The organism is Psychrobacter pygoscelis (assembly GCF_004335015.1).
In the GTDB taxonomy this organism is placed as follows: Bacteria; Pseudomonadota; Gammaproteobacteria; order Pseudomonadales; family Moraxellaceae; genus Psychrobacter; species Psychrobacter pygoscelis.
In genome coordinates this window covers 201,815-224,876 of sequence record NZ_RQRU01000004.1, presented here as the reverse complement: position 1 = coordinate 224,876, position 23,062 = coordinate 201,815, and the positions used below count along the sequence as shown (strand labels likewise).

Annotated in this window: 15 protein-coding genes and 1 other RNA gene; 11 read left to right on the top strand and 5 right to left on the bottom strand. The window is 43.8% G+C overall.

All coding sequences use genetic code 11. The features are described from left to right. Positions 1 to 2,960: ImpA family metalloprotease (locus EGV92_RS13950; RefSeq protein ID WP_165525608.1), on the top strand; the 2,960-nt coding region annotated here is incomplete at its 5' end. A 190-nt stretch (positions 2,961 to 3,150) separates the two neighbouring features. On the opposite strand, the gene EGV92_RS10775 is transcribed toward EGV92_RS13950, so the two are convergent. Together EGV92_RS10775 and glpK are read right to left on the bottom strand one after the other, a co-directional pair. Further along, positions 3,151 to 3,666, bottom strand: a complete 516-nt coding sequence (locus tag EGV92_RS10775) for a glycine zipper domain-containing protein (RefSeq protein ID WP_131669282.1) — start codon at positions 3,664 to 3,666, stop codon at positions 3,151 to 3,153. 433 nt (positions 3,667 to 4,099) lie between these two features. After that, positions 4,100 to 5,692 (bottom strand): glycerol kinase GlpK, encoded by a 1,593-nt coding sequence (glpK, locus tag EGV92_RS10770; RefSeq protein WP_131669281.1) that lies wholly within the window; start codon positions 5,690 to 5,692, stop codon positions 4,100 to 4,102. A gap of 1,129 nt (positions 5,693 to 6,821) precedes the next feature. On the opposite strand from glpK, the gene EGV92_RS10765 reads away from it, so the two are divergent. The 4 genes from EGV92_RS10765 (at position 6,822) to EGV92_RS10750 (ending at position 12,483) form a co-directional block, all read left to right on the top strand. After that, entirely contained in the window at positions 6,822 to 8,666 is a 1,845-nt protein-coding gene (locus tag EGV92_RS10765; RefSeq protein WP_242678699.1) for a TolC family protein, read from the top strand. Positions 8,667 to 8,820: 154 nt separating this feature from the next. Then, positions 8,821 to 9,873: an HlyD family secretion protein gene (locus EGV92_RS10760; RefSeq protein WP_242678698.1), complete on the top strand. Its 1,053-nt coding sequence runs from the start codon at positions 8,821 to 8,823 to the stop codon at positions 9,871 to 9,873. A 7-nt stretch (positions 9,874 to 9,880) separates the two neighbouring features. Further along, complete coding sequence (locus EGV92_RS10755; RefSeq protein WP_131669279.1) at positions 9,881 to 11,287, top strand: ABC transporter permease; 1,407 nt, start codon at positions 9,881 to 9,883, stop codon at positions 11,285 to 11,287. Continuing rightward, positions 11,287 to 12,483: an ABC transporter permease gene (locus EGV92_RS10750; RefSeq protein ID WP_131669278.1), complete on the top strand. Its 1,197-nt coding sequence runs from the start codon at positions 11,287 to 11,289 to the stop codon at positions 12,481 to 12,483. The genes EGV92_RS10755 and EGV92_RS10750 overlap by 1 nt, the downstream gene beginning before the upstream one ends. Before the next feature lie 204 nt (positions 12,484 to 12,687). On the opposite strand, the gene sthA is transcribed toward EGV92_RS10750, so the two are convergent. From sthA to ppsR, 3 genes are all read right to left on the bottom strand, one after another. Then, the gene (gene sthA / locus EGV92_RS10745; protein WP_131669277.1) at positions 12,688 to 14,340 is read right to left on the bottom strand and encodes a Si-specific NAD(P)(+) transhydrogenase; all 1,653 of its coding nucleotides are present in this window, start codon (positions 14,338 to 14,340) and stop codon (positions 12,688 to 12,690) included. Between the two features lie 113 nt (positions 14,341 to 14,453). Continuing rightward, positions 14,454 to 14,843 carry a DUF4377 domain-containing protein gene (locus EGV92_RS10740; RefSeq protein ID WP_131669276.1) on the bottom strand — a complete coding sequence of 130 codons (390 nt, stop codon included), beginning with the start codon at positions 14,841 to 14,843 and terminating at the stop codon, positions 14,454 to 14,456. 102 nt (positions 14,844 to 14,945) lie between these two features. Then, entirely contained in the window at positions 14,946 to 15,842 is an 897-nt protein-coding gene (gene ppsR, locus EGV92_RS10735) for a posphoenolpyruvate synthetase regulatory kinase/phosphorylase PpsR (protein ID WP_131669275.1), read from the bottom strand. A gap of 1,014 nt (positions 15,843 to 16,856) precedes the next feature. On the opposite strand from ppsR, the gene ppsA reads away from it, so the two are divergent. The 6 genes from ppsA to ssrA all read left to right on the top strand — a co-directional run bounded on the left by ppsA (position 16,857) and on the right by ssrA (position 22,874). Beyond that, a complete protein-coding gene (gene ppsA, locus EGV92_RS10730) occupies positions 16,857 to 19,238 on the top strand; it encodes a phosphoenolpyruvate synthase (protein ID WP_207401781.1) in 2,382 nt (793 codons plus the stop codon). A gap of 535 nt (positions 19,239 to 19,773) precedes the next feature. Then, a complete protein-coding gene (locus tag EGV92_RS10725) occupies positions 19,774 to 20,796 on the top strand; it encodes an RDD family protein (RefSeq protein ID WP_242678697.1) in 1,023 nt (340 codons plus the stop codon). 259 nt (positions 20,797 to 21,055) lie between these two features. Further along, positions 21,056 to 21,481 (top strand): 30S ribosomal protein S6, encoded by a 426-nt coding sequence (gene rpsF / locus EGV92_RS10720; RefSeq protein ID WP_131669273.1) that lies wholly within the window; start codon positions 21,056 to 21,058, stop codon positions 21,479 to 21,481. Positions 21,482 to 21,497: 16 nt separating this feature from the next. Further along, positions 21,498 to 21,725, top strand: coding sequence for a 30S ribosomal protein S18 (gene rpsR, locus EGV92_RS10715; RefSeq protein ID WP_068404827.1), 228 nt, complete (start codon positions 21,498 to 21,500; stop codon positions 21,723 to 21,725). 24 nt (positions 21,726 to 21,749) lie between these two features. After that, the gene (gene rplI, locus EGV92_RS10710) at positions 21,750 to 22,247 is read left to right on the top strand and encodes a 50S ribosomal protein L9 (RefSeq protein ID WP_131669272.1); all 498 of its coding nucleotides are present in this window, start codon (positions 21,750 to 21,752) and stop codon (positions 22,245 to 22,247) included. A 269-nt stretch (positions 22,248 to 22,516) separates the two neighbouring features. After that, positions 22,517 to 22,874: a transfer-messenger RNA gene (ssrA, locus tag EGV92_RS10705) on the top strand. The last annotated feature ends 188 nt before the right edge of the window (positions 22,875 to 23,062 follow it).

Sequence of the window (23,062 nt, the reverse complement as noted above, 5' to 3'; positions counted from 1 at the left end):
TGTCTTATGCTGCAAAGCTGCTACAAATTCTTCTAGCTTGCTACGGGTACGCCGATAGAGGCTGCCAAAAATCATCCCAGTACCGCTGCATCGTCGTTTATAAAGAACCAACTGTTAAAGAACCAACTGCTAAAGAACCAACTGCTAAAGAACCAACTGCTAAAGAACCGGCTGTTAAAGAACCGGCTGTTAAAGAACCGGCTGTTAAAGAACCGGCTGTTAAAGAACCGGCTGTTAAAGAACCGGCTGTTAAAGAACCAACTGCTGAGCAGTTGCAAACTCAGCGTATTACTCATGCTCTTAAAACAGGAGATGCTAGTGCTTTAATGCCAGCAGATAGTGCAGTATTACTGACTCAAGCAGCAACGTATTTACGAACCCAGCAAACCCAGCAACAAAAGATATTACATCAGATACTGACCAATGATGCAGGCGAAGCCTTAGATCAAACTTTTGCTATTTCCAATAGTAGCGTGCGTATCATCCCACAAGACTTTGTCAACACCTTACCTTTAATTGAATCTGACAATCATTTGCCAATGGCGGCACTCTCCATCAAAGACAATGGACGAGGTCTAAGCTATGGTGTTGATATACTCAAGCATGTGACTAGAGAAGCAGGTTTTTATCAGCATCAGCCAATTTTGGATAATGCCTTACGTTGGTTGTTGACAGGGAATGCGCACCAACGCCCTCATCAAGTAAAAATTGCCACACAAAATTATAATGCCGACTTTGTAAAATCGTACTTACAGTTTTATTTAAATGCGCAAGTCGAGGTTTTGACATGTCAACCATTAGCAGAGGACAGCCAGTGTTGGCAACAAGCTGACTTAATTGTCTTTGGCGCAGGCACACCAGCAACTCAAGCTACCACTGAGCGAGTTAGTCAAATGATGAAGCAGGGTAAGTCCGTGTTGTACTTAGCAAATAGCTGGAGTAGCGGTTCTAGCGCGCAAGCTGTGGGACAAGGCATGGGGCTAAGTGCCAGCGGTTATGGTGGCAACTACTGGGAAAGTGGAGAGTCTTTGCGCGTTACTAAAGACCGAACTTTAGCTGAAAGCTTAAAAATTGCAGATCGTAATACAGACTTGCTGCAACTATTAAAGGCATTAAAAGCCCCTCAAATTGTAAATCCAACAGATTTAGAAGCAACAGATATTGGTTTTAGCCATCCGTGGATTAAAACGATTAATAGCGCACAGCAACAGCTTCGGGCCTTTAATGAAGCTGGCAACTCTGTGTTTGCTAATAAAACTTTAGAAGATAAACTACTTTGGCGTTATTTAGTATTATTGGCGGACATGTATCGACACGATGCCACTTATACTAATACACAAAAAGATGGTGATTTAACAAAGTTTTTACACACCTATATCGCTGATTCATGGCTTGATTTTAAGCGCCCTATTATCACCCCCTTACCACAGGGTGCAGGTGACTACATGCCAGCGACGGCTAAAGACATACCCGTAAGTAGTGAATGGGAGACAATCACTGTTACTATTCCCCAGCAACGAGGGGTGACTTTAATTGGGCGTGCTAGTATTCCCAGCCATGCAGTTGAAATTGAAGTCGTCGATGATGCAGGTGCTAAACTTAAGATTCAAACAAGTTTTTTACGTCAAGTTGGATCGCCATTTTCTGACAAAGGATATGTTCGCCCACGCCAACCAAATAGTAATAGTATACCGTTAACAGTTGACAATACTACGATTTTCAACTCGCCCTTTGGTGGCCCCTTGATGCTTAACTATAGTGGTGCAACTGCAGGTAGCCAAGTAACTTTGCGTATTAAAGGCAGTGCAAAATATGCCCATCTCGACTTTACTCAACCTGTATCTGATACTCAAATAAATGAAGCAATTGCTGCTCTACAGCGTCAAGACTTTGGTTGGAATACCTTTAAGTTTACAGGTGGCGAAATACAGCAAATTACTCCGTACGCTCTGCAAGCCATTGGCAATAGCGATGCTCGTAGCTATGTTGACCGTATCCGCCAAGTAGTGTTTGACAGTAATCATATTGCTAATGGTTATAACAACATGGCACTAGACCCTCAGACAACACAACGTTGTCAACAGCTCGGCTGGGACTGTCAAAGTGACATACATCGCGCTCCCAGTGTTCAGCATTTTGTCGGCTGGCTAGCGCAATGTGGATTTTTATGTTCCGGCCAGCCAGTAGATGCTTATACAGGGGTTGGAACAGGCTGGGGCTGGGTCCATGAGCTAGGACACAATACAGTTCAACGTGTGCTAAACCTAACCTTCCCAAGTTCAGAAACAGGCGAGACCATTGGCTGTAGTGTTGAATGTGATAATAACCATTTAGCAGGCTTGAGTATGCTCAGAAAGTATGCGTTATTTCGCGAAGATGATAGTGGCGGACGCTTTGCTCATTGGACAATCTACCAGCAGATTGCTAATGCTAGAGCAACTAACCGCACAGGTGAGGCGCTAAGAGCAACTGTCGAAAAGAATATTTGGGATGGCAACGGCTATGTCAACAATAGCGGCAAGCTAGCCTTTGCAGTGCAACAGTCTTTTTTATACACTCAGCTAAACCAGCAAAAAGCTCAGCCAGATGTGCAGGGGGTATTTGAATATTTCCGCTTGCTTAATATTGGTACACGATTACTCAATAACTTGGATATGAAGAATGCGACAGCGGAGCAAAAGGCAAGCTTAGGATTGGGCAATTATACAGATAATAATATCAGCAATATTGATCTTAATTATATTTTGACGTCAAAGATAATCGGCTACGATATGAAAGCTGTATACGAGATGTATGGTTTGCCTATCTCTGAAAAAGCACATGCCTCTATCTCTCAGTTAAATCTACCGTTAGCACCGCTTAAGTTTTATGCTATACCTAGAAATCGAGCCAATCATCTAGATGAGGGAGTATGGATGACTATCCCTGCCACTGGTACTTTACCAGCTTATCCTTATTAAAGGACTATTCTATAAGTCAGAGTTTCAGAGAATCTTAGTTATCGCTATTGACTTTGAACCATAAAAAGCTCTTATAGTTTCCAGCGTACCTCTATCTTGAAAACAAAAAAACCTTTAGGTATACCTAAAGGTTTTTTACTAAAATAAAATTACTGGCTATGATAATTACTCGCTCAAAAGAGCAAAGTATTTATTTGCTAACACGATTCCATGCATCACGTGAAGCATGCTTAGCATCTTCCCACGCTAGCTTTGATTCGCCTTTCACTTCTTCCCAAGATTTTTTTAGATCAGCTTCATGATCTTCAAATCGAGCCTCAGCAGGATAACGATGACGGTTTGCATAACCTACAGCATAGGCTGGGTGATAGTCACGGTCAAAATCATGACCTTCGCGGTAGTAGTCTGCATTAGCATGTTCTGCACGCCAGTACGCTTCTTCACGAGTAGGATCAATGGCTTCAGCTGAAGCATGACCAGCAGCACCGCCAACTACAGCGCCAATCGCACCGCCAATAAGTGTACCTAGAGGTCCAGCTATAGAGCCAATAGCAGCACCAGCGGCTGCACCACCAACACCGCCAACACCTGTTCCTACAGGATGTGAGCCTGGCTCACCAGTAATTGGGTCAGCGTTTAAATCTTCTTTCGCCTCATCTGACATGTGTTTTACTTCATCACGGTCGATGCCATTATGGTCACTCATAATTTTATCCTTAATCTATTAATTTTAAGTTTATTTTCAAAGGTAGCATTAAGTATTAAACCTCACAAAGGCTTATACTAGTACTAGCCATGGGGTGAGTACCTATCTATTCTATCTTTCCAATATCAAACCTCTACTGAATTAATCAGAACTCCAATGTATCGATCATATGATCATATAATGATTCTCATTAGATAGACACTTATTAGATATTGTTGATTAGGCATCAATAGTCACCACCATGACTACAAGTATATAAAACAACTTCAGCAGTTAAGTAGCTGAGTTATGTAATGAATGTCCTTACCGTTATTAGTTTAGGTTACAAGTCGTATCAGATACATTAATTTAGTTTAGATTTATTATAACAGTATGTTATTAGAGACAAATTGACTCGTAATTCAGACTCGATAAGTCGTATAAGAATACTAATCTATTGCGTCTGCATTAACGTCTTTTTTATCGCCTGATGCCATTTAGCCAAATGCTGCTCTCGATGCTCGGTACTCATTTTCGGCTCAAATACACGATCAACCTGCCAGGAAGCTTCCATAAGGGTCTCGTCGTATAGCCCACTTCCTATGCCTGCCAGCAAAGCCGCTCCTTTGGCTGTTATCTCTGTATCTTTCGGTCTTAGGACTGGAACATCCAAAATATCAGCCTGAAACTGCATGAGTAGATTATTATTCGCAGCCCCGCCATCGACCCGAAGTTCAGTCAGTGGTTTTGGGCTGTCTTTTTGCATGGCCGTCAACACATCGTAGCTCTGATATGCGATTGCCTCTAGAGCAGCTCGAGCAATATGAGCCTTGGTCGTACCGCGTGTCATTCCTGAAATACTGGCTGTAATATCTGAGCGCCAGTAAGGGGCACCTAGTCCGGTAAAGGCAGGTACTAAGGTGACTTCTGCACTATCTGGCACTTGAGTCGCCAGTTTCTCAACGTCCTGACTGTGAGCAAATAGTCCTAGATTATCGCGCAGCCATTGAATGATTGCTCCAGCCATGAATACGCTTCCCTCTAGCGCGTATGTGACTTCCCGCTTGGGTGCTTGTAGCATACGTTTGCCGGATTTGACTAGCTTACTAAAGCTCATATTCTCTTGCTCTGAACTTAGACTTTTGCGCTGCCAGCCGACCGTCGTCAATAGCTGATGCTGACTTAGTCTTGGCGCCTCACCAATATTCATAAGCATAAAGCAGCCAGTACCATAAGTATTTTTTGCCATACCAGCACTCAAGCAGCCCTGACCGAATAAGGCCGCCTGTTGATCTCCTAGTACCGCGTGGATTGGGATTTGCTTAGCAAACAGACCCTTTTTAGTCTTACCAAACTCTGCATCTGAAGCCAACACTTTAGGGAGAATACTAGATGGGATGTTAAAGTGCGCCAATAAGGTGTCAGACCACTTTAAAGTATTAATATCGAATAATAGCGTCCGTGAGGCATTGGTGATATCAATCACATGCTCACCACCAGTCAAGTTATAAATGAGCCAACTATCGACAGTACCGAAGGCCAAATGATCTTGATGCGCCATAGCTCTCAGCTTTGGGTACTCAGAGAGCAGCCAGACAATTTTACTTGCACTAAAATAAGGGTCTACTCTAAGGCCAGTAATTGCTTGAATATAAGTATTCATCTGCTGCTCAGACTGCCCAGCATAAGTCACGCTTTGCTTATGCAGCGCCTCACACCATGGTGCGGTCCGCCGATCTTGCCAAATTATCGCTGGAGCTAGTGGTTTACCCGTTCGCTTATCCCAAACTACCGTGGTCTCGCGCTGATTAGTGATAGCAATGCTAGAGATATCCGTCGCAAGCAGTCCTGCTTGGTTAATAACATCATGAGCGCAGCTGATCTGAGTTTGCCAAATCTGTGTCGCATCTTGCTCTACATACCCAGCTTTTGGCGTAAGTAACGTCGTGGGTTTTTGGGCCATTTGTAGGGGCTGAGCAAGATCATCATATATTATAGCGCGACTGGAAGTCGTCCCCTGATCCAAAGCGAGTACATACCCTGACATAGCAGTGTCCTTTAGTAATATCTAATTGATTATGGCATTGCATATTTGTGCGCTGCATACTAATCCCTATTTTCTATCCCTAGTTCTATATTAGGGGCAGTCGCGATCTGCGCGCCATGGCTTCTGATTATAGATGAAATTCAACTCGTTGACAGTTGAGATAAGTTGGGGCTTAGCTATCGACACTATCGCTATTACAGTCAATCCATTTTATATTTGCTACAAAGTCGGTGGGATAGTTTTACGTCTGCCTCAGCCATATCATGACTTCTAGCCAGTAAACTTATCCTAGCGACTGTTTTACGCAGTAGTTTTAAATAGGATGACGCTATCTTTATGGGCAACAGTCAATAGAAACAACAATGCTAGCCCGCTAGTTCAGCCCCCTTAAGCAATATGAGAATAAGTACTTATAAAATAAAAAATAATAAAGCGCAGTGTTTTAAGAGCGCTATGTCATTCGGTATAAAGTAGCAAAAGGACTGAGTAAGGGTTATAGTGACTATAGATTAAGCACTCTGCTCCAAATTACTAAGTGATTATTTAACCGCTACTTATAAGGTAATATGGATAAACCAGTCTGGCTATTTACGCCAGCTAACACAGTTAGCTAGCATCTTCAATAGCTCCTACCATTATAGTATGCCTTGACCCGTCACGATTGACCGCCTAAAGTAAACCCCTGCTCATAAGATAGCAGCGACATTATAGTCGTAAGCTGCTAGGATGTTTAAACTGGTCAATCTATCATAGATGCTCTCTATGCCTTCTATCTTACCTAGTTTATTCACTCCTTTTTTTGATAACAGATTATTCTAATTTTAGTCTTAGGTCTTGGTCCAGTAATCTTGGAGCACATTGACGCTGCAGTATAGTTTTGTTGAGCCTATTGTCCTTTTAAGCGCTATACCGCGCCAAATAATCTCATTATGGATTTTTATCATCAAGTTGCAGGTAGTGGGACTTGATGAATGGTAGCGGCTTTGCATGAAGATGTCTTGTATACAAACTTAATCAGCTTGGCGTTAATATGGCTGAGTTAAGTCAGTCACTACCAGTTTTTGATAATTCGATTGAATTGTAATTAATGATACATTTTTGAATTTTTTTCTTTAGTTTAGGTAATGCCATGACTCTCGATTTACTCACTTATAATGTAGCCAGAGTGAATTCGTCTGCTATGCTGACGATGATAAGTGTTTTATGCTACTGCCCAGTTTCTGCTGCAGCGGCGCAAGATATTGACAGCGTGGTTTCGGTTGAGTCTAGCCTTGAGAGGATAGACGAGACTCAAATAACCCCTATTAAGGCCTTTGCTGATACACCTGCTAAGCCAAATGCGGCTACCAGCTTAGAGGAGGCGCCCACCCACTCAGAAGCGGGGTATCATCGCGTCGCTGGGCAGTCGCCACTCGCATCAGCCAGTAACACTATGTATGACGATACTCATGGCCGCGCCACCCCCTCCTCTTCCATGAGTACTGACTCTATAAGTGCTGGTCTAGGGTCACCTGCGCCCTTAACGACGCTGATAGACCCGACTACTCAGGAACCTATTAGCAACAGCTACCCAATTCAAGTCTCCAGCTATATGAGTCTAGATCAAGCGCAGTCGCTGCTTATCCAAGTCTCTCCTAAATTAGCTGCTGACCAAGCGGCGATTGCTGCCAGTCAATATCAGTCTGAAGCAGCCAGCAGTGTGGATCGACCATTTATATTTGCTCGTGCTTCTGCCAATGCTTATACCCTTGAGCGTGATATCGACTTGAGTAGTGTTAAGAGCAACATCGTCAATCGAGTGGACAGTATCGAGAATACCCTTCCGGATGTACCGCCGCTGCCACCTCTTCCTACAGTACCAAATCTTAGTGATGACCTAAATACACGCCTGCCTGATAATTATGACTTTAAGCATTCAGGCTCTAGTACTAGTGCTGGAGTTGGTGTGGTCTGGCCAGTTTATACAGCGGGACGTAGTGATGCCCTTACTGGACTATTAGATGCCCGAACTTTAGAGGCCAGTGCGGACCACCTCATCGACCAAAATGACCTCTATACCACATTGGTCGAGCGCTATTTTCAAGCACAGTTGGCCATCATTGCCTCCTACTTGCGCGATGATGCACTAGATACTATTGCTAAAACTGACCATATGGCGCAGCGCTTGTTCGAGGAAGGCTTCATCTCGCATGTTGAGCGATTAGAAGCCCAATCAGCTCTAGCCGATGCCAATAGTGAGGCGATTAAGGCTCGTAATACAGCTCGGCTAGCGATGATAGCTTTGCAGCGCCTATTACGCACTGAAACTCGTGTCCGCCCTACCACGCCTCTATTCGTCTCTAGTAGACCTCTTCCTGATGTTAGCTATTTTCAACAGCTGGCCTTATCTCATCATCCAGGACTACAAAAAGTAGCCGCTAAACAGCAGCAAGCCAGCAAAATGCACGCATTATCTGATACTGGATATAAGCCGACGGTCATGATGTTCGGCTATGGTCAACTTGATGACAAGCCCAGTTGGGTTGCTGGCGTGTCTGCGACTTGGAAGCTTTGGGGGGGCATAGATAAAGAGTCAACGTTAGCCGCCAGTCAAGCCAAAATCCGTCAGGCCGACCTTAGCAAGATTGATGTCAGCGATAATTTGCTACTGTTGGTCGAAAAAAACTGGAATGATGTTAATAATGCTCAGGCCCGTTATCAATCGTTACAGAGCAATATTGATCTGGCCGCTGAGGTACTACGACTCCGTCAGCTGGGTATGCAAGAAGGGGTCAATACAGCAATCGATGTTGTGCAAGCTCAAACTCAGTATTTAAAGGCTCGGACTGAGCAAGCGCAAGCGGCAAATGACTATGTCCAAGCTTTAGCTGCCCTACTAAATAGTTGTGGTACGCCAAAGGCCTTTAATACTTATATGAATGCAGCCGATATCCGCTTGCCAACATTATATAACCCTAGTCAACAAGCCCCTTAAGCGCTGCACACTAGTCCTTTACGATTTTTAGTTAGTTTATGATTTAATTATTTAATAGTAAAAAAAGAGTGTTGGCTAGATTACTTAGGCTATTTTAAGCCCGTCAATGAGCAGCACGATACCAATTTTATTATTAATTAGGAGCCACTCACCCATGTCTACCCCGCCGTCTCAGCTGCAGAAGCAAAAACGCTCTCCACAGATCATTATTATTGCTCTGATTGTCATCGGGCTTATAGCCTTTGTTGCCTATGGCTTGTTCAGTAGTAAACAGCAGTCACGAGATGAGACCGTAACCCTACAAGGTCAGATGGAGATGCAACAGACCTCAATTGCTGCCAAAGTCCCGGGCAGGATTGCCAATATATTGGTGATGGAAGGCGACTCAGTAGCAGTCGGGCAACCCCTTATTGAGATGGATTCACCCGAAATTACTGCTAAGATTAATCAAGCAAAGGCTGGCCAACAGATGGCTCAAAGCCAGTTGGACAAAGCAGAAAACGGTGCTCGGCCTCAAGAGGTTGCTCAGGCGAAGGCCGCTTGGCAAGCGAATCAAGCTGTAGCTGATCTGGCTGAAAGTACCTATGAGCGAGTCAATAGGCTATATGAAGAAGGGCTAATGGCGCGGCAAAAGCGTGATGAAGCTTATACTCAATATGTGGCCAATCAAGATAAAGCAGAAGCTGCAAAACAGCAATATGAGATGGCGCTAGAGGGGACTCGCAGCGAAGATAAAACTGCCGCAGAGGCACAAGTTGCTCAGGTCGACGCTAAGCTAGAAGAGGCGCAAGTTGCGGCAGACGAAGCCAATCTGAAAAGTCCTATCTCAGGTATCGTAGACAATGTCATCGTCAATCCTGGCGAGGTTATCGGTCAAGGCGTACCTATCTTAAGTCTGGTCGATCCTAATAAACAATGGGTGGTGTTAAATGTCACTGAAAACTACCTAAGCCAGTTTGCTATTGGCACGACCTTTGTAGGGACTCTACCAGCATTATCAAAGTCAGATACTCCGTATCAAAAGCAGTTTACAGTCTACGCCAGCTCTCCACTGGCTGATTTTGCTACTTGGCGCGCCACCAATAATAGTGATGGCTTTGATGTCCGCACCTTTGAAATTAAAGCACGGCCGACCACGCCTGATCCAAGTATCCGTTCGGGGATGAGTGTGCTCGTTGAAGCTCAGCCAACTAGCAAGACGGATTAGCCTTATTATGTCACGGTCAAACTCACGTCTTAAGTCATTGTCTCAGCACTCCGCCTGGATAGCCTTCTTCCGCAGCGCAAATTATGAGCGACAAATTTTGACTCATAATCGTTGGGACTTCTCGTTGGTCTTTTGGATACCGCTATTGGTGCTTTGTTTGGTCTGGTGGATCTTTTCTCGCTCGCACATCGTCGACCTGCCTATTGGGGTAATTAACGAAGATAATGGCCACGTTGCTAGTACTTTGGTACAGTATCTCGATACCAGTCCAGACTTAGAGGTAGTCGCGCGATTCAACTCGCCAGCTGAGGCCAAGAAAGCTCTCCTTGAGCGTCAAGTTTACGGTATCGTCATCATACCCAGAGACTTTAACCAAAACCTTTTATCAGCCAAACCTGCTCCAGTGGTATTACAGGTCAATGCTCAATTTGGCACACACTCTGGGATTATCCAAAGAGGAGTTCAGGCGGTCGTAGGAACGATCTCGGCAGGCGCGGAGATGCAGCGCCTTGTTAGGCAAGGTACAGCGCCCAGTCAAGTAGCAGCAACCTACTCACCGATTACCATTCAGCGTATTAGCTTATTTAACCCCTCGACTGATTACCAATTATTCTTGGCCTCTACCATATTGCCTTCGCTACTACATATATTGGCTATGATTATTGGCGCAACGACCGTCGGTCGAGAGCTTCGAGATCACAAGATTGACCTTTGGTATCGCTATATCAATCAAAATACTGATAAGCTGCCTTCTTATTATCTGACGGTACAGCCTGAGGATAGAATAACAGCCAATCCGCCAGAGCTAACCTTGAACTCACCGAGCGCACTATCCGATGCCAATAGTATGGCCTCTGACCCTAATCTCGCTCATAGCCCAACTGCTCCTGTGCATGATAAAGCGATTACTTCGACCAGCTTACTAACATTAATCGCGGGCTTAAATGGCAAGTTAATTTGGCCGATGCTGGCATTTACTCTATGGTCAGCCGTGGCGCTTAATCTATCTTATCGTATCAACCCCGTTAGCTTGTCGGCCTGGGCACTGAGCTATATCTGCTTACTGCTATTAATGATGGTCTCCTTTTGGTTAGGCGCTATTATCACTTTAGCGACGTTTTCCTTGCGCATTGGTCTATCTGCTACTGGCTTTATTTCAGCACCTTCCTTTGCCTTTGCCGGGGTGACCTTTCCCTATATCGCCATTAACGATAGTGCCAAATATTGGACAGATATTTTGCCCCTGACCCATTATTTAAAGCTGCATATTGACCAGCTACAAATGGGAGCACCGTTAGCACTGTCTTTCCCGATTGTTTATGGATTTATCGTTGCTACAGTAATAATGCTGCTATTGACTGCACTGCTGACCAAGCGCGCACTAGCCAGACCTGATCGTTGGGGAGCCAGATAATGTCGATTGACTATAAGCCTGATATGATTCCTGCGGATACTGCTATTGACAATATTAATAGCAATCAATCTTTTATTGCTGCCTTTATACAAACCCTTGCCGCTATTTTTAAAGATAAGGGGGTATTGTTAATGCTCGTTATAGGGCCTATTATCTATGGGTTTTTCTACCCTTGGCCCTATTCAACCGAGGTGGTCAATCAAGTACCTGTCGGCATCATCGACTATGACAATAGTGAGCTTTCTAAGACCATAACCCGCTACTCTGCCGCCAGCCCTCAACTGGATACCCAACCCTTTATGAATGAACAGGCCGCTAAGCAGGCCATATGGCGAGATGAGATCGCGGGATACATGATTATTCCGCATGGGCTTGAGAAAGACATTAAGTCAGGTAAAGGGGCGTCGGTCAGCGTTATTGGTAATGGTGGTTATTTTTTATTAAACAAAAATATTCAGCTTGGCTTCTCCAAAGCTGTGGGAACGGTCTCAGCAGGTATAGAGGTCAAAAAGAATGTCGCCAAAGGTGCTTATCTGCCTACTGCTAAGCAAAACACACAAGCGATTCCACTACAAATTATTCCGCTCTACAACCAGTCTGAAGGCTATGGTGCTTATGTGGTCCCTGGCGTATCAATTCTTATCCTGCAGCAGACTTTATTAATGGGTACGGCACTGTTAATCGGAACTTTATACGAGCAGCGACGTCACCATACCAGCGCTAGCGGCTGGCTTGGACGTATTGGTGCTTTAAGCCTTGTCAGTTTCACCATGGGCTGCTTTTATTATGGTTGGGTGTTTAATCTGCATCACTATACTCGAGGCGCTAATCTAGTCGGTAGCCTAGTATTTCTGGCCATATTCTTCCCCACCGTCTCCGCTCTTGGCTGCTTTTTGGGGCTTTGGTTCCGAGAGCGCGAGCGTGGACTTCAGATACTGATTGTCAGCTCCTTACCATTATTCTTTATCAGCGGCTATCCTTGGCCTGTTGATCAATTGCCGCTACCGCTGCAATTCCTTCGCTGGTTTATCCCTACCAGCTCTGGTATTACCACCTCGGTTCAGCTCGATCAGATGGGAGCTAGCTTGACTCAAGTATTGCCTAGCTTATGTCTACTGATCGCTCTATTCTTTCTTTACTACATTGCATTATTGACCTTAGAGGCGAGTCGCAGACGTCGCGACGCCACTCACTAGATAGTGATAATGTTGGCACTTATAGTCAACCAACTACTATAAACTGATATATTAGAAGAGTGATTAGCTATATCTTGTATGATTGTGATAAGTGATCAACTCAGTACTGTCGCTGCCAAGCAAAAAAAACTGAGCATCTATTATGATGCTCAGCTTTAGTTGTGTCAGTTACTGACGTTTAAAACAAACGCTTAACTTCGACTATTAAAACACTCGGTTTAGACCATTTAAGGCCGCTACCCGATAGGCCTCTGCCATAGTTGGGTAGTTAAAGGTGGTGTTAACGAAGTACTCCAACGTATTATTACACTTCATCACTGCTTGACCGATATGAATAATTTCAGAAGCATGATTACCATAACAGTGGATACCTAGTATCTCTAAGGTCTCACGGTGAAAAAGAATCTTCAAGACGCCAGATCGCTCACCGATAATTTGCGCGCGAGCCAGATGCTTAAAGAAGGCTTGACCGACCTCATAAGGGATCTTCTCATCCGTCAGCTCTTGCTCAGTCTTACCAATACTTGAGATTTCAGGAATGGTGTAGATACCCGTTGGGACACTTGAAACCGGCTCAGCATCTTGATCGCCAATCATAAAGGCAGCGGCACAGCGACCCTGATCATAAGCAGCTGAAGCCAGTGATGGCCAACCGATGACATCCCCTGCCGCATAGATATTATCCACTTCAGTGCAATAAGTATCATCTACCTTTAACTGACCGCGATTATTGGCCTTAAGCCCAATTGCGTCGAGGTTGAGCCCTTCTGTATTACCTGAGCGGCCATTACACCACATGATGGCATCAGATTTGATCTTCTTACCACTCTTCAAATGCAAGATCACACAGTCATCATGCGTCTCAAGATGATCAATCTCTTCATTACTACGAATCAACACGCCAAATTGTCTAAAATCGTGTGACAAGGCATCGCTAATCTCATCATCAAGATAACTTAATAGCTGGTCTTTATTGTTAATAAGATCAACTTTATAGCCCAAACCGGTAAAGATAGAAGCATATTCACAGCCAATCACGCCTGCACCATAGATAATGATCTTTTTGACAACATAGTCCATCTGTAAGATTTTATCTGAATCAAAAACACGTGGATGATCAAAGTCGAGGATATCAGGACGATATGGTCGGCTACCTACGGTAATGATGGCATTATTGAAGGTAATGGTGTCATAGCCATTATTATCATCATGATCGATTCTTAAGGTGTGACGATCAATAAAGCTGGCCCAGCCATGAATGACATCAATTTGATTGCGCTCATAAAATCTAGTATGAGTATTGACTTGTCGGCGAATAACTTGGCGCGCATTGGTCAGTACTTTATTGAGCGGTACTTGATGATACTCCATCGCTTGGGTGAACATTGGATCACGGCGGAAGTTAATTAGGTTAAATACCGACTGACGTAAGGCTTTACTCGGAATAGTACCGACATGAGTACAGTTACCACCGACTTGGTCTCGAGGATCAACGATAGCGACTTTTTTACCAGATTTAGCCAGTTTCATTGCTGCCGCTTCACCAGCCGGTCCCGCTCCTAAGACTACAGCATCATACTCAAATTCATGATCGTCTTTTTTGATTCGCTGCGAGTCTTTAGTAAAGCCAGAATTGATATCGATTCGTTCCCCATCTAAAGGACTGATAAGATTAGGATGATGTATGATGTCCTCATGAGCTTGTTCATGCGTATGCTCAATTCTAGCTTTTAGATCCTGCGGTCTAGTCTTTTCAGGTACCGTTGCTGGTGCGCTGCCGCTGTCTTTGTTAGAGACTTCAGTATTGGTGTCTTCACCGGTGTCGTTGGTTTCGTCGTCTTTACGCTTTTTTGCCATGAGTTCCTCTTTTTAATTCATTTCAGGGTATTTTATCGGTTGCTTCAAGGTATTCAACTTAACTTAGCTCGCAAATTAATTAGTCTGCTAACTTGATTTGCTAAGTCGTTGAATTACGACATTGCTACCATGCGCTGAGAAATAATATTTTGTAGTGTCCAATGCCCAGTTAAGCTTTGTTTATTTTCATCAACTTGCGGTCGAACGCTAATTTGATACTCCATTCCTGGCACTGCACTAAAACCTTCAATCCAGTCATAAGGAATCTGGAATATCTCGCCGCTTGCTGCGCTCTTAGCTAACATACACTGCATCGGTAGGGCAGACTCACAGGAGACGCGCGTGGGCAAGATGGTCAAGGTCTGCGCCTCGCCTAATATAATGGTGGGTACGTAGCGTGGCTCTGGCACTGGTTCACGCTTAAATACATTGCTTTGGCAGCCACTAATAAGGGTCATCGCTATAAACAGCCCCCCAAAAGCAATAGATTTATTTAATTGCATAACTCTCACAATATGTCCTACCTCTTATAGTAATAGTATTTAATGAAGATGATGGTGGCTAATTTCAATCTATAATTGCTGCTCATTGAACCAATTATTGGATTAACCAATTCGACGTTTTAGCCCAGTCATCTGTAAGATACGTGTGGCGATCTCTTCAACGGACATCTCAGAGACATCAATACTAGGAATGCCATGAGTGATATAGATACCTTGAATGGCACGCTGCTCTTGCTGTACCTGCTGATAGCTTGAATAGCGGCTATTGGCTCGTCGCTCGTTACGGATTCGAACCAGTCGATCGGTATCGATCATGAGTCCAAACAATTTATCTTTATGATCACGAAGCGACTTGGGCAGCTGATTGTCATACAGATCATCTTCTGTCAGTGGGTAGTTAGCCGCGCGGATACCGAATTGCATGGCCAAGTACAATGATGTCGGAGTTTTGCCTGATCGGGATACGCCGATCAAAATAATGTCAGCCATATCATAGTGCCGTGTCCGAGCGCCATCATCATTATCTAGAGCAAAGTGCACTGCATCAATACGAGATTTGTAGGTTTCTGAATCCACTCGATCATGGGCATGTCCCGAGTGACCATCTGGCTCAACGCCAATCTCATCTGCGATGCGGCCGATGAGCCCTTCATACATATCTAGGTTGCAAGCCTGAGCAGAATTAATCTTCTCACGGATCTCAGGGTTTACGATGGTATCAAAGACCAAAGGCAGCATTCCATCTTGCTGATAGGCCATATTAATCTGCTCAACCGCTTCCTCAGCGCGCTCAATAGAGTCTACGTAAGGCAAGACTCGCGTCTCAAACGGCACCGAGGCAAACTGACTTAAAATAGACCGGCCTAAAGTCTCAGCGGTAATCGCCGTACCATCAGAGATAAAAAATGCGCTGCGAAGGGCTTGCGGATTACTAACATTAAGAGCGTGACGGTTTTGAATGGTGGGCTTAGGCTGAACACTGCTGCTAAATTGGGGCATACATAACCTCAAATTGATAAGATATTAAAACGCAATTTTAAAAGCTCGACCAATTAAACATACTAAGAGACACTAGTACAATAAGCGAAGCCGTTTTAAGGCCGAGCCTATAATTTAAGGCGGTGCTTATAAAAGACATAGGCCACGTCTATCTACTGTAGCGCTTAGATATGACATAGCCCTAAAGATAAATAATGCCTACTATATAGTAGTCAATTAAAATGACAATCCATACATTGCTGTACTACAGCAATAATTTTGACTTAACACTCAAAGTTTGTATTGAGATTGAGGGATTCTACTTTTTTGGCATCATTAAAAATATAACTGAGAAAAATAGCTACGGTCAGTCTCCATTCTATCTTTTAAGGATCACACAGACCCTAGACTGACCCTATAGACATATTATAACCACAATAGACCTCTAATACGAATCGATGTTAGCATAAGCCATTGCTAAGTGAATGCTGATTTTATTCTAATTTTACCGTTACCAGATGAGTATAGTGTCTCACTTAGTAACTAAGGCTACTTATAGCTATGACTCTTATCAGCCCCAGTGACGGATCAGCGCCATATCTTACCTTCTCTCTATGAGAATAAGGAGTATCGATATATCTAGAACTAAAACATGGAGCGTTTGGAGCGTGGTATATAAGCCTTTATAGATAATTTAACCGCTTACGAGTGATAGACACTAATCTTAATCAGTCGCTAACTTAGCCATTATAATGGTCAGGCAAATAGTCAGACGCCTGCTAATACTAAGGCTTCTTTGATCAGTCATGATTGCTGAAGAAGGTTATTGATTAGCACTTGATCGCTTGACGACTAATAGCTTAAAGCAAGCTACTTTAAGCAATTACTAATATCTTCGTGCAATTAAGATTAATAATTAAGGCCGTTTGGCTTTTTTTTAATTTGTTTTCACTTATTTTCTCGAAATTTTTATCATTTAGCGTTATAATTTGGCGTTATAATCGTAAATAAATAACCTTATTTTCTGGAGTTATCATGACATCAGCCACAGCACAAGTAATTACCCTCGATAAATTAGGAAAAAATGATATCGAAAAAGTGGGTGGTAAAAACGCCTCCTTGGGTGAGATGATTAGTCACTTATCAGATCTTGGTGTGAGCGTTCCTGGTGGTTTTGCAACAACGGCAGACGCCTTTAATAGATTTTTGACCGAAACGGGTCTTATTGAAAAGATCAATAATGAGTTAAAAGAGTTAGACGTCAACGATGTTAATAAGCTAACAGCGACGGGCGAAAAAATTCGAGGCTGGATTATCGATCAAGAGTTGCCCAGTGATCTTGAACGCGAAGTGCGTGAAGCTTTTGATGTTATGAGCGGCGGCGAAGATATTGCCGTAGCGGTACGCTCTTCTGCTACCGCTGAAGACTTACCTGATGCCTCATTTGCTGGTCAACAAGAGACTTACCTAAACATTCGTGGTATTGATAATGTCTTAATCGCCATTAAAGAGGTCTTTGCTTCACTATATAACGATCGCGCTATTGCTTACCGTGTTCATAAAGGTTTTGAGCACGCAGGTGTTGCTCTATCTGCAGGTATTCAGCGCATGGTTCGCTCTGAAACTGGTGCAGCTGGTGTCATGTTTACTTTGGATACCGAAAGTGGCTTTGATGAAGTTGTCTTTATTACTTCAAGCTATGGTCTTGGTGAGATGGTCGTTCAAGGCGCTGTCAACCCTGATGAGTTCTACCTCTCTAAACCTTTACTAGAGTCAGGCCGTCCTTCTATTATTCGCCGCAACCTCGGTAGCAAACACAAGAAAATGGTCTATGGTGACGAAGGCAGCACTGCTAAATCGACCAAGATTGTCGACGTGGATAAACAAGAGCGTATGCAGTTCTCTTTATCTTCTGATGAGCTAGTTGAATTGGCTAAGCAAGCCCTAGTTATCGAAAAGCATTATGGCCAAGCGATGGATATCGAGTGGGCCAAAGACGGCGACAATGGCAAGATCTACATCGTGCAAGCGCGTCCAGAAACTGTTAAGAGCCGCCAAGATAGTAATATCATGGAGCGTTATGTCATCAATACCGCTGATGCTAAAGTGTTGTGCGAAGGTCGCTCAATCGGTCAACGAATTGGTGCTGGTAAAGTGCGTATCGTTGATAATCTTAATGAGATGGACAAAGTCGAAGATGGCGACATCCTAGTCTCTGACATGACAGACCCCGATTGGGAGCCGGTCATGAAGCGGGCTTCTGCTATTATCACCAACCGAGGCGGCAGAACCTGTCATGCGGCCATTATTGCCCGTGAACTTGGCGTTCCAGCTATCGTTGGCTGTGGCAATGCCACTGAGCTATTGAGTGATGGTCAAGACGTCACTGTCTCCTGCGCTGAAGGTGACACTGGCTTTATCTATGACGGCCAGCTGGACTTCGACGTTCAGACCAACTCTATCGAATCTATGCCTGACCTTGCGTTTAAGATTATGATGAACGTTGGTAACCCTGACCGTGCCTTCTCATTTGCGCAAATGCCAAACCAAGGTGTTGGCCTTGCTCGTCTTGAGTTCATCATCAACCGTATGATTGGCGTGCATCCTAAAGCGCTACTGAACATGAATAGCCTACCACGCGAAGTTGCCCAAGCGATCAATGAGCGCATTGCTGGCTACGCATCGCCTGTCGACTTCTATGTGGATAAACTGGTTGAAGGTATCTCGACCCTTGCTGTGGCCTTTAGAGAGCAGCCGGTCATCGTTCGTATGTCTGACTTTAAGTCGAACGAATATGCCAACCTGATTGGTGGTAAGCTATACGAGCCATCAGAAGAGAACCCAATGCTAGGTTTCCGCGGTGCTAGCCGTTATGTCTCTGATAACTTCCGCGACTGCTTTGAGCTTGAGTGTAAAGCACTAAAACGCGTCCGTGATGAGATGGGTCTAACCAATATCAAGATTATGATTCCATTCGTCCGTACTACTGCTGAAGCCAAAAAAGTCATTGAACTACTTGAGAAAAATGGTCTGAAGCGTGGTGAAAATGGTCTTGAAGTCGTGATGATGTGTGAGCTGCCAACCAACGCCCTATTGGCTGAAGAGTTCCTTGAGTACTTCGATGGCTTCTCAATTGGCTCAAACGATTTGACTCAGTTGACGCTTGGTCTAGATCGCGACTCTGGCATTGTCTCTCATCTATTTGATGAGCGTGATGCTGCTGTCAAAAAGCTGCTATCAATGGCTATCGCAGCTTGCCGTAAGCAAGGCAAATACATTGGTATCTGTGGTCAGGGCCCATCTGATCATCCAGATCTTGCAATGTGGCTCATGGAGCAAGGTATTACTTCTGTGTCGCTAAACCCAGACTCAGTGCTAGATACTTGGTTCTTCTTAGCAGGTGAGACTGCTAAGTAAAAAAGCTAAGTAAGTCAATTCCTAAAGCAGCACTCTACTTGTTACTATTATGCTTGTTACTAAGGAATGCTTATTATTAAGGGGTGCTTAACGCTCTAAGCGCTCCTTCTAGATAGCCAAAATTATCTTCGATCAGGTAAAAGACTGACTGGCGAGAGCCGACAACCAAGTCTTTTGCCCCATATCACGGATAATTTTGGCATCAGTCGTTTTGGGGCAGGATTATTTATTAATATATACTCGCTGACTACCGCCCCTATTTATTGCCTCATCTTATAGCCTACTATCAATTACCTTTTGCTAATTTAAGATACTTCGGCAGAGAATGTAGGTACTATAGCGATGCTTAATTCAGCTTAAATAACCTTGCTTGAATAATTTTGTTTGTCTAACCTATCTCATCTAACAAGATTAGCTTAATGCTCAGAATTGGTATAAGTTATGCCACTACGAATTATGGTTAAGTGTGAGCGACCACACCAGCAGTAAATAATTTACTTACCTAAGTTTATTTTGTTATTTTGATGACAGCACTATGACTGGTCTCAATACCATTAGAGACAAGACTGACATCAGCCGCAATATAAGGATACTATTTGCTATGCAGATATTTCTTGCCCGAAACAATGTCCAGGCAGGACCATACACGCTAGACCAACTTAATAGCATGCTCCTATCAGGAGAGGTATTACTTGACGACCTAATGTGGCACGAAGGCATGTCAAACTGGCAGCGCCTTGGCGACGTTACAGGCAATCAGACCCGATACATACCTAGTACTACAGCTACTCCTCATACGACTGCTCACACTACCTCTGTAGATTCTGCCGAGGGCCGCGTGAGTGTTGATAAACTCTATGGCAAGTCTGATTCCAGTCACCCATCAGCGACAGAAGCCAAGTCCGATGCCAAAAGCCGTCCTATCTCCCTAGGTAAGAGCAAATCAAAGACACAATCAGCGCTATCTACTTCAGAGACTACCATCGGTGGCAACCCACCAGTCGTTCTAGCGCCCATTATGTCGCGTATCTTGGCACTGGCGATTAATGGCTTGCTGTATCTACTTTCGGTATTGCCATTACTTTTGGCCCTAGCCAAGCTAAATATCGATATGGAGAAGTTTCAGAACTTCAATGATTTCAATGCCGCCTATGACTATACGGTTAGCCTGATGCAGAGCATCCCTGATGCGACTATTATGGCTTCTCAGTTAATGATGTTTGGACTCTTTGCCGTTCAGTTATTATTAATTGTCACTCGTGGTCAGTCGCTTGGCAAAATGATGACGGGAATTCGCGTCGTCGATCATACCACGCACCAAATCCCGCCTTTAGGCCGACTGCTTGGCTTAAGAACGCTATTGCTGTTGTTGATCTACAATCTTGTATTCTCTGTAACTAGCTACTTGGGATTTGCTGTCATTGCTGCGCATTACTTTTTGGTCGCCAAAAGCTCAGAGAACATCGGTTGGCACGATAAGATTGCTAAGACATTAGTGGTAAAAGCTGCAGATGATCAATTAAAAAAATCTAGTAAAAAAACTAAGCTAACTAAATAGTTGGTTTGTTGTCCATCTTTAACTTTGATGATGGCGAGTAAATTCACTTATCTTATTTTACTACTGACTCAATCCGGCACATTATATTGCGTAATCATTGCATTATCGGCAGCTCTTTGATATAATGTGCCGCTTTATAAAATTAAGTCTATTTATTATTAAGGTTGATTAGACAACTTGTTGATGATGACCTTGATTTTATAAATCTCCTTGCTATTGACATAGGGTCAATGGCTGACTAATCCGTAAGGAGTCCAATATGCGACATTATGAAGTGGTGTTAATTGTACACCCTGATCAAAGCGACCAAGTCGTTGGTATGGTTGAACGCTATATCAAATTGGTTCAAGACAGTGACGGTATTATCCATCGCCTAGAAGACTGGGGCCGTCGTCAATTGGCTTATCCGATCAACAAAATCCATAAAGCTCACTATGTGCTGTTTAACATTGAGTGTAATGGTGAGACGTTGGCTGAGCTTGAAGAGCTGTTCCGTTACAATGATGCTATCATTCGTAGCCTAGTCATCCGCCGCGATGAGGCTATTACTGAAGAGTCTCAGTTAGCTAAGAACGCTGATGAAAAACGCGCTCGTAAAGCTAATCGTCGTCCTGATTCAGACAATCGCTCTGACGATAACGATGATGACGACAACGATGACACTGACGACAGCAGTGACGACTAATTAAAGGAGAAACCTCATGGCACGTTTTTATCGCCGTCGCAAATTCTGCCGATTTACCGCAGAAGGCATTACCCACATCGATTATAAAGATGTAGAATTACTTAAGCAGTACATCAGTGACAATGGCAAGATTGTTCCTAGCCGTATCACTGGTACTTCTACTAAATATCAGCGTCAACTAGCGACCGCTATCAAGCAAGCTCGCTACCTTGCGCTACTTCCGTATACTGACAACCATCAGTAAGTCCCGATTATCTAGGAGTGACTCATGCAAGTTATTTTGTTACAGCGTATCGTCAACCTTGGTAAGCTCGGTGAGACTGTCGATGTGAAGCCAGGTTACGGACGTAACTTTCTTATCCCTCAAGGCAAAGCCCTTCCAGCTACTGCAGCGAACGTTGAAAAATTCGAAGCTCGCCGTGCTGAGCTTGAAGCGCAAGAAGCTGAAGAACTAGCTGCTGCTCAAAAACGCGCAGACGCACTTAAAGACGTTAATGTCATTATGCGTGCTAAGTCTGGCGACGAAGGCAAGCTATTTGGCTCTATCGGTACTCGCGATATCGCTGAAGCCTTGACCAAGTCTGGTCTAGAAGTAGACCGTTCTGAAGTTAAATTGCCTGAAGGCGCGTTCCGTCAAGTGGGCGAATTCAATGTTGATATTCAGTTGCACCATGATGTAACTACGACCATCCTTGTTACTATCTTGTCAGAAGACGGTCATGACGATCAAGCAGCCGCTACTTCTGAAGAAGAAGACGCTGAATAAGCTTATCTTTATCAGTAAAGATACCTAAGTACTGATAGATAGTGATATACATGGTATAATTAATAGAGCCGGCGATTGCTGGCTTTATTTTTACCTGCAATGTAATTTACCTCTATAGCTTTTTTTTAGCTGTTTTTCTACCCCGTTTTTTCTCTATACTCTCTTTTCTATAAAGTCGTCATTGATAAGATATTTGTTACCAAGTGTAATTATGTACCAAAATATCTTGCCAATACGGATAGTTAGCCTATATAATATGCCGTTCCATTGGGGATGTTCTGGCTTCGACGCTGGTGATGAAACTCAATGATGCATGTCGAGAGTATATGTCCTCTCGTAAATCAAACATATATTGTTATAGTCGCAAACGACGAAACTTACGCTCTAGCAGCTTAAACCCTGCTTACTCCGCTGCTGATTACCTATAGTCGGTTAGCCGAGTTGAAGCGCACGCATATAGGTTCGCTCAGGCAGTTGTCTCAGCTGTCTGGGTTCAAACTTAGAGACTCGCCCTATCCACCCTGACTGTCGGGTCGGTGTGGGCTAAAACTAAAGACAGACCCTAAACATGTAGAGTCATGAGTGTAGTGCTGGCGGACGCGGGTTCAACTCCCGCCATCTCCACCAAATATTAAAAAACCGATTACGTTATGTAGTCGGTTTTTTTTGTTTTTAATTAATAGCATCTTATCTTCTTAAGAATATACACCTGTTTAACTCTCTAGCTGTAATTGTGATCATGAGACCTTTTAGCTACTAATGGCTAACAATAGGGTTTACAAACCAATTGCCGTTGTCCGAAACTTCTAAAAAGC